Source organism: Nocardiopsis sp. Huas11 (assembly GCF_003634495.1).
Classification (GTDB): domain Bacteria; phylum Actinomycetota; class Actinomycetes; order Streptosporangiales; family Streptosporangiaceae; genus Nocardiopsis.
This window is the reverse complement of record NZ_RBKY01000001.1, coordinates 493,694-508,073: the sequence shown is the minus strand read 5'-3', so window position 1 is coordinate 508,073 and position 14,380 is coordinate 493,694. Positions and strand designations below refer to the sequence as shown.

Below are 14,380 nucleotides of genomic sequence, written 5' to 3'. Positions count from 1 at the left end.
TGGCCGCCCGATCCCGGGTGGCCACGGGCCTCTCGCGTGCTCCGGCTACTCCTCTTCGAGGACCTCGGCCATGCGGCTGATCTCGGAGTTCTGCTCGGCGATGACGTCGTTGGCCATCCGCAGCACCGTGTGGTCCTTGCCCTCTTCCAGGACCTCCTCGGCCATGGTGATGGCGCCCTGGTGGTGGGTCGTCATGAGCTCCACGAAGAGCTGGTCGAACTCATCGCCCTCGGCGGCGGCCAGATCGGCCAACTCCTCCTCGGTGGCCATGCCCGGCATGTCGTCGTGGTCGACCTCCAGCTCGCAGGTGGGGACGTCGCCGCTCTCGTCGTGGTGCGTGCCGTCGCCCTCCAGGCCGCAGAAGTTCTGGTGGGCCTCGTTCTCCCGGGCCGGCCCGAAGACGTTCTCCTCCAGCCAGCTCTCCATGGCGGTGATCTCGGGGCCCTGCGCCGCGGAGATGCGGTCGGCGATGCGCTCGATGCCGTCGCGCTCGTAGCGCTCCTCGACCAGCTCGGTCATCTCCACCGCCTGCCGGTGGTGCTCGATCATGTTCACGAGGTAGGACACGTCGGCCTCGTTGTGGCCCTGCTCCTCGGCGAGGGCGGCGATCTGGTCGGCGGTGGCGGGGGAGGCGGACTCGCCCGGGGCGCCGGGCGCGATGACGTTGCCCGAGACCGGCTCCTCCTCGGCGCCGGTGCAGGCCGAGGCTCCGAGCAGTACGAGAGCGGTTCCGGCCGCGAGTGCCAGGCGTCGCACGAATGTCCTCCAGGGTGGGGGTGGCCGGACGGGGGTCCGCGGTGCCGAGTGGACGCGACACCCTGCCGGTTTTCTACTCACTCCATGGGTGTTTTGTCCAGTCCCGGGGGCGTGTTGGCGCTGATTCGTTCACCCGTTCGTGACCGTGGCCGTTCCGTCTGTGATGTCCGGTGTCGGAGTTTCGCCTGGTCCGTGCGGGTAATAACCATGTGTGATCAGTTGATTGCATTAGGTTGTCTCCGGAGGTGGGCGATGGTGGCGCTCGACAGTCGGTCCGGGCGCTGGGGCGCGGCGGCCGCGGTGCTGTGCGTGGCGGCCGGAGGTGTCGGGGCACCGCCCGCGTGGGCGGGCGAGTTCACCGGCGCCGGCGTGGAGCACGTGGCGAACATGCCCAAGCCCGAGGCCCTCGCCGACTCGTTCAACTCCGACCTCGCGTTCTCCGGTGACTACGCCATCGGCGGCAACTACGGCGGCTTCGTCATCTACGACATCTCCGAGCCGGAGCGGCCGGAGATCGTCTCCGAGGTGGTCTGCCCCGGGGGTCAGGGCGACGTGTCGGTCAGCGGCGACCTGCTGTACTTCTCCGTGGACTACCCGCGTGCGACCGACGAGTGCGGGGCGCCGTCGGTGTCCCCGACCGACGCCGACGGCTTCGAGGGCCTGCGGATCTTCGACATCTCCGACAAGACGGCGCCGGAGTACGTGTCGGCGGTGCGCACCGACTGCGGTTCGCACACCAACACGCTCGTCCCGGGCGCGGACGGGGAGAGCGACGTGGTCTACGTGTCCTCGTACTCGCCCTCGGAGCGGTTCGCCCACTGCCGGCCCCCGCACGACAAGATCGCCGTCATCGAGGTGCCGCACGACGCACCGGAGGAGGCGGCGGTGGTCGACGAGCCCGTGTTCTTCCCCGACGGGGGCGAGGAGAGCACCACGGGCTGCCACGACATCACCGCCTACCCGGAGCGCGGCCTGGCGGCCGCGGCCTGTCTGGGCGACGGCCTGCTGCTGGACATCACCGACCCCCTGGGCCCGGTGGTGGTCGAACGGGTGCGGGACGCCAACTTCGCGTTCTGGCACTCGGCCACGTTCACCAACGACGCCTCGACGGTCCTGTTCACCGACGAGCTCGGCGGCGGCAGTGCGGCGACCTGTACCGAGGAGATCGGTCCCGAACGCGGTGCCGATGCGGTGTACGCGCTCGACCACGGCGAGGACCTGCCGAAACTCGACTTTCGGAGTTACTACAAACTGCCACGACACCAGACCGAAACCGAGAACTGTGTGGCCCACAATGGCTCACTCATTCCGGTTCCCGGCCGTGACTACTTCGTGCAGTCCTGGTACCAGGGCGGAGTCTCGGTCATCGACCTGGGCGATCCGGACGCGCCCCGGGAGATCGGGCACTTCGACCGCGGCCCCTGGGATCCCGCGCAGCTGGCCACGGCGGGGTCGTGGTCGGCGTACTACTACAACGGCCACGTCTACTCGTCGGACATCCGACACGGCCTCGACGTGCTCAGGCTCACCGATCCCCGGCTGGAGGCGGCCGAGCAGTCCGTCATGACGGAGTTCAACCCCCAGTCGCAGCCCGCCCAGGCGCCGACCCGGTGACGCGGCGCGTGGCCGCGCCCGCTCGGCGTGAGCGCCCCGGTGCGCCCGCGGCGGGTCGGCGCGGCCCGGTCCGCCCCCGGGTGCACCCGCCGCCCTAGGCACCGTGTGTAGCCGGATCAGGTCAGGGTGGCAGCGTGTTAACTACCATGTTTCTTTCGTCTCCCCCTATACATGTTGATGTTGAATTGTGTACGTTCTTCCTGCTTCGCTCCAAACTGCATCAGGAGTACACATGGCGTCATCCCCCATCTCCCCCCGGGCCCGACGGAGACGTGGAGCCGCGCTCGCCCTCACCGGCGCAGCAGCCCTTCTCGTCGGCCTCCTGGCCCCCTCAGCGGCCGCCGCCGACGACTTCGTCAGCGACGCCGAGACCACCGACAACGTCACGCACGTCGCGAACATCCCCAAGACCGAGGCGATGGGTGACGGCTTCAACTCCGACCTGGCGTTCACGGGCGACTACGCCATCGGCGGCAACTACAACGGCTTCGTCATCTACGACATCTCCGAGCCGGAACAGCCCGAGATCGTCTCCGAGGTGGTCTGCCCCGGCGGCCAGGGCGACGTCTCGGTCAGCGGAGACCTGCTCTACTTCTCCGTCGACTACGCCCGCGCCAACGAGGACTGCGGCGCGCCGTCCGTGCCCACCTCGGACCCGAACGGGTTCGAGGGCATCCGCGTCTTCGACATCTCCGACAAGACGGCCCCCGAGTACGTGACCGCGGTGCGCACCGACTGCGGTTCGCACACCAACACGCTCGTCCCGGGTCCGGACGGCGAGTTCGACTACGTGTACGTCTCCTCGTACTCGCCCTCGTCGAACTTCCCGAACTGCCAGCCGCCGCACGACAAGATCTCGGTCATCGAGATCCCCGTGGACGACCCGGCCTCGGCGGCGCTCGTCGAGGAGCCGGTGCTCTTCCCGGAGGGCGGCAACACCAACACCGCCGGCTGCCACGACATCACGGCCTACCCGGAGAAGGGCATCGCGGCCGGCGCCTGCATGGGCGACGGCATCCTGATGGACATCTCCGACCCGGCGCACCCGGTGGTCACCGACGTCGTCCGCGACTCGAACTTCGCGTTCTGGCACTCGGCGACCTTCACCAACAACGCCGAGACGGTCATGTTCACCGACGAGCTCGGCGGCGGTGGCGCGGCCATCTGCACCGACCAGTACGGTCCCGAGCGCGGCGCCGACGCGATCTACACGATCGGCGGCACCGACGCGGAGCCCGAGCTGTCCTTCGAGAGCTACTTCAAGATCCCGCGCCTGCAGGGCGAGACCGAGAACTGCGTGGCGCACAACGGCTCGCTGATCCCGGTTCCGGGCCGCAACTTCTTCGTGCAGTCCTGGTACCAGGGCGGCGTGTCCGTGCTCGACTTCAACGACCCGTCGGCCGCCCGCGAGATCGGCTACTTCGACCGCGGTCCCGTCGACGAGGACAACCTGGTCACCGGCGGCTCCTGGTCGGCCTACTACTACAACGGCTACGTCTACTCCTCCGACATCACCCGGGGTCTGGACGTCCTGCGCCTGGACGAGCCGCGCCTGCGCGTGGCCGAACAGGTCCACATGGACGAGTTCAACCCGCAGTCCCAGCCCAGCTACCGTCCCGGACGGGGCCACGGCCGCGGCTGACCGGCGCACGCCCCGGCCGCCCCGCCCCAGGGCGGCCGGGGCATCCGACTCTGATCCGCTCGGCCGCGCGCCGGGCGGAGGGAGGGGGCCACGGCCCTGACCATGCCGTGGCCCCCGATGCGTTCACCACCCCCAACGCGCACAGGAGTGCCCATGCCCCCAACACTCTCCCTCCCGGCACGCACGGGACGGCGGCGGACCGCCGTGGCCCTGGCGGCCGCGGCGACTCTGGCGGTCGGGCTGCTCAGCCCGGGCGCCGCGTCCGCCGACACCGTCCCGCCCGCGGCCGACATCTCCAGCGACAACGTCACGCACGTGACCAACCTGCCCAAGCCCGAAGCCGTGAGCAGCGTCAACTCGGACCTCGCGTTCTCGGGTGACTACGCCATCGGCGGCAACTACGACGGCTTCGTCATCTACGACATCTCCGACCCGGAGCGGCCCGAGGTCGCCTCCGAGGTGGTCTGTCCCGGCGGTCAGGGCGACGTGTCGGTCAGCGGCGACCTGCTGTACTTCTCCGTCGACTACGCCCGCGCCAACGAGGACTGCGGGGCGCCGGCCGTACCCACCACGGACCCGAACGGGTTCGAGGGCATCCGCGTCTTCGACATCTCGGACAAGTCGGCTCCGGAGTACGTGTCGGCGGTGCGCACCGACTGCGGTTCGCACACCAACACGCTCGTCCCGAGCAAGGACGGCGAGAGCGACCTGATCTACGTGTCGTCGTACTCGCCCTCGTCGAACTTCCCGAACTGCCAGCCGCCGCACGACAAGATCTCGATCATCGAGATCCCGCACGACTCTCCCGAGGACGCGGCGATCGTCAACGAGCCGGTCATGTTCCCGGACGGCGGCAACCACGACCAGGACAACCTGCTCCTGCCGACGCAGGGCTGCCACGACATCACCGTGTACGCGGAGAAGGACATCGCGGCGGGCGCCTGCATGGGCGACGGCGTCCTGATGGACATCTCCGACCCGGTCAACCCGGTCATCACCGAGCGGATCCAGGACCCGAACTTCGCGTTCTGGCACTCGGCGACCTTCACCAACGACGCCTCGACGGTCCTGTTCACCGACGAGCTCGGCGGCGGTGGCGCCCCCACCTGCACCGAGGAGATCGGTCCGGAGCGCGGTGCCAACGCGATCTACACGATCGGCGGCGGCAGGAGCGGCCCGCCGACCCTGGACTTCGCGAGCTACTTCAAGATCGACCGCCACCAGGGCGACCAGGTCTGCGTGGCGCACAACGGTTCGCTGATCCCGGTTCCCGGCCGTGACTACTTCGTGCAGTCCTGGTACGGGGGCGGCGTCTCGGTGATCGACTTCAACGACCCGACCGACCCGAAGGAGATCGGCTACTTCGACATGGACTCCCGTGTCGAGGAGGGTGTGCAGGACAACGACACCTGGTCGGCCTACTACTACAACGGCTACGTGTTCTCCTCCGACATCGAGCGCGGGCTGGACGTCCTGCGCCTGGAGGACCCGCGCCTGCGTGTGGCCGAACGGGTCCACATGGACGAGTTCAACCCGCAGTCCCAGGCCGGCTACCGGCCCGGGCGGGGCAACGGCCGCGGCTAGCGACGCGGAGACGGACCGGTGAGGGGCCGGGGGCGCACGCCCCCGGCCCCTCGTCATGCCCTGGCCGGCCGCGGCGGTCGCCGCGGCCCGCCTCAGCCCGCGGCGGTGTCGAAGAGCCGGTCGGTCGGGGCCGCCACGGCCTCCAGGACACGTCCGGTGAAGTACACCGTTCCCAGGGCCAGGACCCGCCCGCCCAGTCCCGCCAGGAGGGCGGGGGACAGGTCATCGGCCGCCACGGTCCTCCAGTGGCCGGGCAGCACGCGCTCGAACCGCAGGTGGGCCTCCGGCAGGACGACGGTCGTCACCGGCAGGCCGCCCAGCGACTCCACGACCCCGGACACGTCCTTGTGGTCGGGAAGGCACAGCAGCACGTGGTCCACCCCGCCCCACAGCCCCCGGGCGTGGTCCAGGGCCGCCGCGACCCCCGTCCCGTTGATCGCCGAGTCCACCACGACCTCCGCCGACGCCGTGCCGGGCACCCGGTGCCGGGACAGCCGCGCGGGCAGGCGCACCGTGCCCAGCACCTCGTGCAGGCGGGCCTGGGAGGGGCGGGGGCGGCCCAGGACGTCCAGCGTGCGCAGGGCCGCCGCCGTCCCCAGCACGCCCGAGGCCGACGACAGCCCGGGCGGGCGCAGCGCGGGCGGCGGCTCGGTTCCGGGCGCGGACGGGTCCACGGTCTCGGCGGCCACGCGCCCGTCGGTGGTCGCCGCCAGCGCCTCGGCCATCGCCTCGGTCACCTCGGCGGTCTGCGGCAGCGTCACCAGCGCCCGCGTGCGCGGCCCGGCCACCCTGGCCTTCTCCCGGGCGATCTCGGGAATGGTGTCGCCCAGCACCCCCAGGTGCTCGCCGAAGACCGTGCTCATCGCCACCACGTCCGGCCCGATGACGCGGAGCTCGTCGCGGTGCCCGCCCGCCCCGGCCTCCAGGACGCACACGTCCGCTCCCACATCGCGTGCGTGGAGCAGCGCCGCGATGAGGAAGAGCCCGCTCGGAGCCAGGTGGCCGCCGCTCTCGCGGACCGACGGCAGTCGGCGGCGGGCCCGGTCGATCCGCTCGCCCACCCCGTCCATCACCTCGTCGGTCACGGACACCCCGTCCACCCGCACGCGCTCGCGGTAGGACCGGAAGCTCGGCCCGGTGGCCAGGACGGTCCGCCGGCCGGCGGCGCCAAGGACGGCGGCGGCGTAGGTCGCGGTGCTGCCCTTGCCCTTGGAGCCCACCACGCCCAGCACCGGCAGGGCGTGCGGATCCAGGTCCAGGGCGCGCATGAGGGCGATGGCGCGGTCCAGGCTGCGGGTCTGTCCGGGGAGCCGGTCCGCCCACTCGCGGAAGAACGGGTCAAGGAATCGCATAGCCCAAGTATGGTCTGTGCGATTTCCGCCATCGCACCCCCGCTCGGAGCCCGGGCGCAGGTGGGGGCGCGTACACTGGCGCGGGTGTACACCCCTACGACCGACACGCCGTGAGCGGCGACAGCGCCCATGAGCGCTACGCCGAGGTGACGGCTCAGATCCTCTCCCGTGCGCCCGAGTCCGACATCGATCCGAGTCTGGACCGGGTCCGCACGCTTTTGGACCTGCTGGGCGACCCGCAGCGCAACTTCCGGGCCATCCACGTCACCGGAACCAACGGCAAGACATCCACAGCCCGCATGATCGACGCGCTCATGCGCGCACGAGGCCTGCGTGTGGGCCGCTACACCAGCCCGCACCTGCGCACCGTGCGCGAGCGCATCGTCGTCGACGGCGAACCCGTCTCCCAGGCGAGGTTCGTCGAGATCTACGACGACATCAGTCCCTACGTGGACATGGCGGACTCGATGAGCGACACACGCCTGTCGTTCTTCGAGATCCTCACCGTCATGGCCTACGCCGCCTTCGCCGACACCCCTGTCGACGTCGCCGTGGTCGAGGTGGGGATGGGCGGCCGATGGGACGCCACCAACGTCGTCGACGGAGACGTCGCCGTGGTGACCCCGATCGGTATCGACCACACCGATTACCTGCCGGACACCCTCGACGGCATCGCCGAGGAGAAGGCCGGCATCATCAAGCCCGACTCCATCGCGGTCATCGCGCAGCAACCGCTGCCGGCGGCCGAGGTCCTGGTCCGCCACGCCGCCGAGGTCGGCGCGCGGGTGGCCCGCGAGGGCCTGGAATTCGGGGTCACCTCCCGTGAGGTGGCCGTCGGCGGCCAGCAGGTCGCCGTCAAGGGCCTCACCGGAGGGTACGAAGACCTGTTCCTGCCCCTGTTCGGCGCCCATCAGGCCGGCAACGCCGCCGTCGCCATCGCCGCCGTGGAGGCGTTCGCCGCCACGGGCGAGGACGCCGAGGGGATGGATCCCCAGATCGTCGGTGAGGCTCTGTCCGGGGTCGACTCCCCGGGCCGGATGGAGGTCGTGCGCACCAGCCCGACCGTGATCGCCGACGCCGCACACAACCCCGCCGGCATGACCGCGACCGCGGCCGCGGTCGAGGAGGCCTTCGGCTTCAGTCGACTGGTCGGCGTGGTCGCCATCATGGCCGACAAGGATGTCGAGGGAATTCTCGAACCCCTCGAACCGTTGCTTGACGAGATCGTCGTCACCCGCAACTCATCGCCGCGCTCCCTCGACCCCGCGCGGCTCTCCGCCATCGCCCAGCAGATCTTCGGTGAGGACCGTGTCCACACGGCCGACCGACTCGACGACGCCATCGACCAGGCCGTGGGCCTGGCGGAGGAGACCGGCGAGTTCGGCGGCAGTGGCGTGCTCGTCACCGGGTCGGTCGTCACCGCCGGTGACGCCGTCCACCTGCTGCGCGGAGCGGGCGAGTAGCGGTCCCGGCGATCCACCGATGAAGGGATCTGCGCCATGCGCGTCGTCTGCGCTGTCGTTCTCGCTTTCGAGGCCATCGTCCTCGGACTCGCCATACCCGTCGCCATCAACACCGAGGGCATCGACCCAGGGCTCGCGGGGGGTGTCTGGGGCGGCATGGCCGTCGCCGTGCTCGTCCTCTCGGCCCTGCAGAAGTACACCTGGGCGCACTACGCCGCCTGGGCGCTGCAGGCCGGGTTCCTGTTCAGCGCCTTCCAGGTGTCGGGGATGCTGCTCATCGCCGTGGTCTTCGTGTCCCTGTGGGTGACCGGCGTCATCGTGGGTCGCCGCACCGACGCCCTGAAGGCCGCCCGGGACAGGCAGAAGGAGTCGGAGAGCGTGGATGCCTGACCGGCGTACGCGCCATGCCCGGAAGCGGTAGTGTGGCGCGTATCCGGGCAGGCCGCCCGTGGGGTTCTCGTCCCACGGCTTCGGCGCCCGCACCTTTCACCCGAACCTCCGCGTGCGGCCGGAGCCGTGGGCGAGTGCCCACGCGTGCCACGCGGACGTCCCCTGAGGAGTTGACACGCACGTGGAGCGCACTCTCGTTCTCATCAAGCCCGACGGCGTCCGCCGCAACATCGTCGGCGAGGTGATCTCCCGCATCGAGCGCAAGGGCCTCAAGCTCGTGGCGATGGAGCTGCGCACGCTGGACGCGGACACCGCCAAGACGCACTACGAGGAGCACGCCGAGCGTCCGTTCTTCGGCTCCCTGGTGGAGTTCATCACCGGCGGCCCGCTGGTGGCCATGGTGGTCGAGGGCGAGCGTGCGGTGGAGGCCTTCCGTGCCCTGGCCGGCGCGACCGACCCGGTCACCGCCGCCCCCGGCACCATCCGCGGCGACTTCGCCCTGGAGGTGCAGCAGAACATCGTGCACGGCTCGGACTCCACCTACTCCGCCGAGCGCGAGATCAAGCTGTTCTTCCCCGACCTGGGCTGAACGGCCCCGGCTCCGGCACCGACGCCCGGTTCGTGGACGACCACGGACCGGGCGTCGTCATGTCCGGCCCCGGAGCGGGGCCCGCGCGCGCTCGCCGGCGCGCTCGCCGCCTCGGACCGGCCGCGCCCGTCTCGGTGGCGGAGGGGGCACGCGCACGACTAGGATCGTTACTCCGGGTGCCGTTCCGCTGCCTCAGCGCGACGATTTGCGCGTTATGGCCGCCTCGAGGTGCGTCGTCCGAAATCGAGCAACAATTCGGTGTGTTTGCGTAGCCGCCTAAGTGCCGACCGTTACGATACGGGGGACTGTTTACCTATCGTGCCGGATCGACTACGTATGGTCGCCCCGTGCAACCACGTCCGTCACGGCGCCTCTGAGGACGTTACATGCCGAACAACCTTGCTTTTCTCGGCCGAGACATGGCCGTCGACCTTGGCACCGCCAACACGCTCGTGTACGTGCGCGGCCGCGGCATCGTTCTGAACGAGCCCTCGGTCGTCGCGCTCAACACGTCCACGGGCAAGATCGTCGCGGTCGGCATCGAGGCCAAACAGATGATCGGCCGCACCCCGCACAACATCACCGCCGTGCGACCGCTCAAGGACGGTGTGATCGCCGACTTCGAGATCACCGAGCGGATGCTGCGCTACTTCATCCAGAAGATCCACCGCAGGCGGCACTTCGCCAAACCGCGCGTCATCGTGGCCGTGCCCAGCGGGATCACGTCGGTGGAGCACCGCGCGGTCAAGGAGGCGGGCTACCAGGCGGGTGCCCGGCGGGTCTACATCATCGAAGAGCCCATGGCCGCCGCGATCGGTGCCGGGCTCCCGGTCCACGAGCCGACCGGCAACATGGTCGTCGACATCGGCGGCGGCACCACGGAGGTCGCCGTCATCTCCATGGGCGGCATCGTCACCTCGCAGTCCATCCGGGTCGGCGGCGACGAACTCGACCAGGCCATCATGACCTTCATCAAGAAGGAGTACTCCCTGATGGTCGGGGAGCGCACCGCCGAAGAGCTCAAGATGGCCATCGGATCGGCCTATCCCACCGGCGCGGAGGAACTCCACGCCGAGGTACGCGGCCGGGACCTCATCAGCGGCCTGCCCAAGACGATCGTGATGTCGGAGAGCGACGTCCGCCAAGCCATCGAGGAACCGGTCACCACCATCATCGACGCGGTCCGCACCAGCCTCGACAAGTGCCCGCCCGAGCTGTCGGGCGACATCATGGACCGCGGTGTCGCGGTCACCGGCGGCGGCGCCCTGCTGCGCGGCCTCGACGACCGGCTCCTGCACGAGACCGGCATGCCCATCCACGTCGCGGAGAACGCCTTGGACTCGGTCGCGATCGGGTCGGGCACCTGCGTGGAGAACTACGAGCGCCTGCACCAGGTGCTGGTGCCCGAACGGCGGCGCTGACATGTTCCGCGACTCAACGAGATCCCGGCTCACGCTGCTCGTGCTGGTCGTGGCCTGCGTGGCCCTGCTCGTGCTGGACACCCGGCCAGGGCCGGACCCGCTCACCAGCGCCGGCCGCGCCGCGGGCGAAGTCGTCTTCGCCCCCGCCGCGGCCGGGGCCGGCTGGGCGGGCGGTCCCGTGGCCTCGCTCTACGAGGGGCTGCGCCGGGGGCCCGAGGCCGTCGAGCGCGTCTCCGAGCTGGAGGAGGCCAACGCCGAACTGGAGTCCGAGCTCCAGGCCGCACGGCTCGACGAGGCCCGCGCCGACCAGCTGGACGACCTGCTCCACCTGTCCGGGCTCGGCGGCTACGAGATCGTCCCGGCCCAGGCCGTCACCCGCACGACGTCCCGGGGGTACGCGCACGCGGTCACCCTCGACGTCGGCACGAGCTCCGGCGTCCGCACCGACATGACCGTCGTCAACGGCCAGGGGCTCGTCGGACGGGTGGTGGAGGCCGGCCCGCGCACCAGCACGGTCCTGCTCGCCACGGACGCCACCTCGGCCGTGGGCGCCCGACTGGCCGAGACCCGCAAGATCGGCGTCGTCAACGGCGGCTCCGTGCCCGGCGGCGCCGACTCCGAACTCGCGCTCGAACTCTTCGACATGGAGGCGCCCGTGGAGTCCGGGGACCGGGTGGTCACGCTCGGCTCCCACGAGGGTGCGCCCTTCGTCCCGGGCGTGCCCGTCGGCACCGTCCAGGACGTCCAGGTCTCGCCCGGCGCGCTCAGCCGCATCGCGCGCATCGAGCCCGCCGTGGACTTCGCGGCCCTGGACGTGGTCGGGGTGGTCGTCGCCGGACCGGCCGAGGATCCGCGCGACTCCGTCCTGCCGCCCGAACCCGACCCCGAGGAGGACCGATGAGGGCCGTAGCCACCGTCGTACTGGTGGCGGTCGCGGTACTGCTGCAGGCCGTCGTCGTCCAGCGCCTGCCACTGCCCTGGGGGCCCGGCCCCGACCTGGTCGTGGCCGCGGTGGCCGCGGTCGCCCTGACCGCCCGGCCCGCCACGGCGGCCGGATACGGGTTCGCCGCCGGGCTGGCCATGGACCTGCTGCCGCCGGCCGAGCACGCCGTCGGGCGCTACGCCCTGGTGCTGTGCCTGGCGGCCTACACCGCCGCCCTGCTGCGCGCCAACACCGGCGCCCAGGGCGCCGTGGGCATGCGCATCGGGCTGCCGGCCGTGGTCGGCGCCACCGCGTCGATCGCCCTGGGCGCCGGCCTGGCCTACGCGGCGGTCGGCTTCGTCATGGGCGACCCGCGCCTGACACTGGCCGCCGTGGTCGTCAACGCCGGTCTGGGCGCACTGCTCACCGCACTCGTCTCTCCCGTGGTGACCCTGCCGATGGTGCGCCTGCGTGACGCGCTGGCCGACAGCGACTTCGCCACCGTTCAGGGCCCGACGTCCCCGGTGGGGTGGTGACCGTGCGCCGTCCACCCGTCGACCCGGCGCTGCCCGGCCGCAGGCTCGGCCGCGTCGGTCTCATCCTCGTCCAGCTGATGGTCGTGCTGCTCTTCGCCCTGCTGGGCGTGCGCCTGTGGTACCTGCAGGTGCCGATGTCCGACCACTACCGCGACCTCGCGGTGGCCAACCACCACCAGCGCCTCGTGGTCCCCGCGACCCGGGGCCAGATCCTCGACTCCGCGGGGCGTCCGCTCGTGAGCAACCGCACCGAGCTGGTCGTCTCCGCCGACTACCACCGGTTGCGGGGGATGGACGACGGCGGCGAGGCCGTCCTCGGCCGGCTCGCCGGGGTCCTGGACGTGCCCCTGGAGGACCTGCAGCAGCGCATGCGCCTGTGCGGGCCCACCGTGGAGCGCCCCTGCTGGCCGGGGTCTCCCTACCAGCCCGTCACCCTCGCCGACGACGTCGAACCCCCCGTGGCGCTGCAGATCATGGAGAGCGCCGACGACTTCCCGGGTATCACCGCCCAGGCGCTCGCCCTCCGGGAGTACCCGCAGGGCGACCACGCCGGCCAGCTCCTGGGCTACCTGCAGCCCGTCACCCAGGAGGAGCTCGACGCCCGCGAGGAGCTGCGGACCCAGTTCACGGGCGTGGACCAGGTGGGCCGGGACGGCCTGGAACGGGTCTACGACGACGAGCTGCGCGGCACCGCGGGCCTGCGGACCCTGGGAGTGAACAACCACGGCGAGATCATGGACGTCATCTCCGACGAACCGCCTGTGGCGGGGATGCACCTGATCACCCACCTGGACCTGGGCGTGCAGAGGATCGCGGAGAAGGCGCTGGCCGACGGCATCGCCGCCCAGCCGAACGCCGACTCCGGCGCGGCCGTCGTGCTGGACGTGACCAACGGCGGAGTCGTGGCGATGGCGAGCCTGCCCACCTACGACCCCAGCGTCTGGCAGGGCGGCATCGACCAGGAGACCTTCGACCAGATGCTCAGCGAGGAGGCGGGGGAGCCGCTGGTCTCGCGCGCCTACCAGGGGCACTACCCGCCCGGCTCGACGTTCAAGGTGTCCTCGCTGTCGGCGGCCGCGGAGAACGGCTACTCGCTGCGCAGCACCTACGCGTGCCCCGGCTCCGTCAACCTCGCCGGCCAGGGCTACGAGAACTACGCGGGCCAGGGCCACGGGTCACTGTCGCTGCACAAGGCGATCGTCGTCTCGTGCAACACCATCTTCTACAACTTCGGCTACCAGATGTGGCAGCAGGACGGCGGGCTCCACCCGGACGGCGACCCCGAGGAGGCCATGGCGGACATGGCGCGGGGCTTCGGGTTCGGTGCCCCGACCGGTATCGACCTGCCCTTCGAGAGCGGGGGCCGCATCCCCGACCGCGAGTGGAAGCGCACCTTCTGGGAGGAGACCCGGGAGGTCAACTGCCGGCGCGCCGAGGAGGGCTACCCCGACATCGCCGAGACCGACCCGGGCCACGCCTCCTACCTCAAACGCCTGGCCCACGAGCACTGCGTGCAGGGCTTCGAATGGCGTGCGGGGGAGGCGGTCAACTTCGCGATCGGCCAGGGCGACGTCCTGGTCAGCCCGCTGCAGTTGGCCAACGCCTACGCCGCCATCGCCAACGGCGGCACGCTCTACGAGCCCCGCGTGGGACGCGCACTGGTCTCGGCCGACGGCTCGACCGTGCAGGAGATCGAACCCACCGTGGGCGGCGAACTCCCGGTGAGCGACGAGACCCTGCGGTACCTGCAGGGGGCGCTCACCGCGGTGCCCAAGGAGGGCACCGCCCGGGGCGCCTTCGGCGACTTCCCACAGGACGAGGTGTCGGTGGCGGGCAAGACCGGTAGCGCCGACCAGCAGGCCAAGGAGACCTCGGCCTGGTTCGCCTCCTACGCGCCCGCCGACGACCCGCAGTTCGCCATCGCGGTGTTCGTGCACCAGGGCGGCACCGGCGGTGCGGCCGCGGCGCCCATCGCCCGCGAGATCTACGAGGGCATCTACGGCTTCTCCGACAAGGGCGGGTCGAAGCCGGCGCTGCCCGGCGGAGAGCCCCGTGACGAGTTGCCCATCGTGCGCTCGGACGGTTCCATCGACGTGCTGGAGCGGTAGGGC

At 71.0% G+C, this 14,380-nt stretch carries 12 protein-coding genes; 10 read left to right on the top strand and 2 right to left on the bottom strand.

Annotated features, from left to right (window positions below; all coding sequences use genetic code 11):
* Positions 1 to 45: 45 nt before the first annotated feature.
* Entirely contained in the window at positions 46 to 756 is a 711-nt protein-coding gene (locus DFP74_RS02260; protein WP_121180181.1) for a DUF305 domain-containing protein, read from the bottom strand.
* 252 nt (positions 757 to 1,008) lie between these two features.
* On the opposite strand from DFP74_RS02260, the gene DFP74_RS02255 reads away from it, so the two are divergent.
* The 3 genes from DFP74_RS02255 (at position 1,009) to DFP74_RS02245 (ending at position 5,596) form a co-directional block, all read left to right on the top strand.
* Positions 1,009 to 2,370, top strand: a complete 1,362-nt coding sequence (locus DFP74_RS02255; protein ID WP_121180180.1) for an LVIVD repeat-containing protein — start codon at positions 1,009 to 1,011, stop codon at positions 2,368 to 2,370.
* 232 nt (positions 2,371 to 2,602) lie between these two features.
* Positions 2,603 to 4,012: an LVIVD repeat-containing protein gene (locus DFP74_RS02250; RefSeq protein ID WP_121180179.1), complete on the top strand. Its 1,410-nt coding sequence runs from the start codon at positions 2,603 to 2,605 to the stop codon at positions 4,010 to 4,012.
* Positions 4,013 to 4,165: 153 nt separating this feature from the next.
* Positions 4,166 to 5,596 (top strand): LVIVD repeat-containing protein, encoded by a 1,431-nt coding sequence (locus tag DFP74_RS02245; protein WP_121180178.1) that lies wholly within the window; start codon positions 4,166 to 4,168, stop codon positions 5,594 to 5,596.
* Positions 5,597 to 5,688: 92 nt separating this feature from the next.
* Here the strand turns inward: DFP74_RS02245 and DFP74_RS02240 are convergent, their stop codons facing one another.
* Positions 5,689 to 6,948 (bottom strand): hypothetical protein, encoded by a 1,260-nt coding sequence (locus DFP74_RS02240; protein WP_121180177.1) that lies wholly within the window; start codon positions 6,946 to 6,948, stop codon positions 5,689 to 5,691.
* 110 nt (positions 6,949 to 7,058) lie between these two features.
* On the opposite strand from DFP74_RS02240, the gene DFP74_RS02235 reads away from it, so the two are divergent.
* The 7 genes from DFP74_RS02235 (at position 7,059) to mrdA (ending at position 14,377) form a co-directional block, all read left to right on the top strand.
* A complete protein-coding gene (locus tag DFP74_RS02235) occupies positions 7,059 to 8,411 on the top strand; it encodes a folylpolyglutamate synthase/dihydrofolate synthase family protein (RefSeq protein ID WP_121180176.1) in 1,353 nt (450 codons plus the stop codon).
* A gap of 36 nt (positions 8,412 to 8,447) precedes the next feature.
* Positions 8,448 to 8,801, top strand: coding sequence for a DUF4233 domain-containing protein (locus DFP74_RS02230; RefSeq protein WP_121180175.1), 354 nt, complete (start codon positions 8,448 to 8,450; stop codon positions 8,799 to 8,801).
* 181 nt (positions 8,802 to 8,982) lie between these two features.
* A complete protein-coding gene (gene ndk / locus DFP74_RS02225; RefSeq protein ID WP_121180174.1) occupies positions 8,983 to 9,390 on the top strand; it encodes a nucleoside-diphosphate kinase in 408 nt (135 codons plus the stop codon).
* Positions 9,391 to 9,776: 386 nt separating this feature from the next.
* A complete protein-coding gene (locus DFP74_RS02220) occupies positions 9,777 to 10,811 on the top strand; it encodes a rod shape-determining protein (protein ID WP_121180173.1) in 1,035 nt (344 codons plus the stop codon).
* 1 nt (position 10,812) lies between these two features.
* On the top strand, positions 10,813 to 11,712 hold the full coding sequence (gene mreC, locus DFP74_RS02215) for a rod shape-determining protein MreC (RefSeq protein ID WP_121180172.1): 900 nt from the start codon (positions 10,813 to 10,815) through the stop codon (positions 11,710 to 11,712).
* Positions 11,709 to 12,269: a rod shape-determining protein MreD gene (mreD, locus tag DFP74_RS02210; protein WP_121180171.1), complete on the top strand. Its 561-nt coding sequence runs from the start codon at positions 11,709 to 11,711 to the stop codon at positions 12,267 to 12,269. The genes mreC and mreD overlap by 4 nt, the downstream gene beginning before the upstream one ends.
* 2 nt (positions 12,270 to 12,271) lie before the next feature.
* On the top strand, positions 12,272 to 14,377 hold the full coding sequence (gene mrdA, locus DFP74_RS02205; protein WP_121187973.1) for a penicillin-binding protein 2: 2,106 nt from the start codon (positions 12,272 to 12,274) through the stop codon (positions 14,375 to 14,377).
* Positions 14,378 to 14,380: the final 3 nt, after the last annotated feature.

What these genes read in the sequence shown, in the direction of transcription:
- DFP74_RS02245 (WP_121180178.1), top strand. Translation starts at nt 4,166, where the DNA reads ATGCCCCCAACACTCTCCCTCCCGGCACGCACGGGACGGCGGCGGACC.
- DFP74_RS02220 (WP_121180173.1), top strand. Translation starts at nt 9,777, where the DNA reads ATGCCGAACAACCTTGCTTTTCTCGGCCGAGACATGGCCGTCGACCTT.
- DFP74_RS02250 (WP_121180179.1), top strand. Translation starts at nt 2,603, where the DNA reads ATGGCGTCATCCCCCATCTCCCCCCGGGCCCGACGGAGACGTGGAGCC.
- DFP74_RS02240 (WP_121180177.1), bottom strand. Translation starts at nt 6,948, where the DNA reads ATGCGATTCCTTGACCCGTTCTTCCGCGAGTGGGCGGACCGGCTCCCC.
- mreC (WP_121180172.1), top strand. Translation starts at nt 10,813, where the DNA reads ATGTTCCGCGACTCAACGAGATCCCGGCTCACGCTGCTCGTGCTGGTC.
- mreD (WP_121180171.1), top strand. Translation starts at nt 11,709, where the DNA reads ATGAGGGCCGTAGCCACCGTCGTACTGGTGGCGGTCGCGGTACTGCTG.
- DFP74_RS02230 (WP_121180175.1), top strand. Translation starts at nt 8,448, where the DNA reads ATGCGCGTCGTCTGCGCTGTCGTTCTCGCTTTCGAGGCCATCGTCCTC.
- DFP74_RS02255 (WP_121180180.1), top strand. Translation starts at nt 1,009, where the DNA reads ATGGTGGCGCTCGACAGTCGGTCCGGGCGCTGGGGCGCGGCGGCCGCG.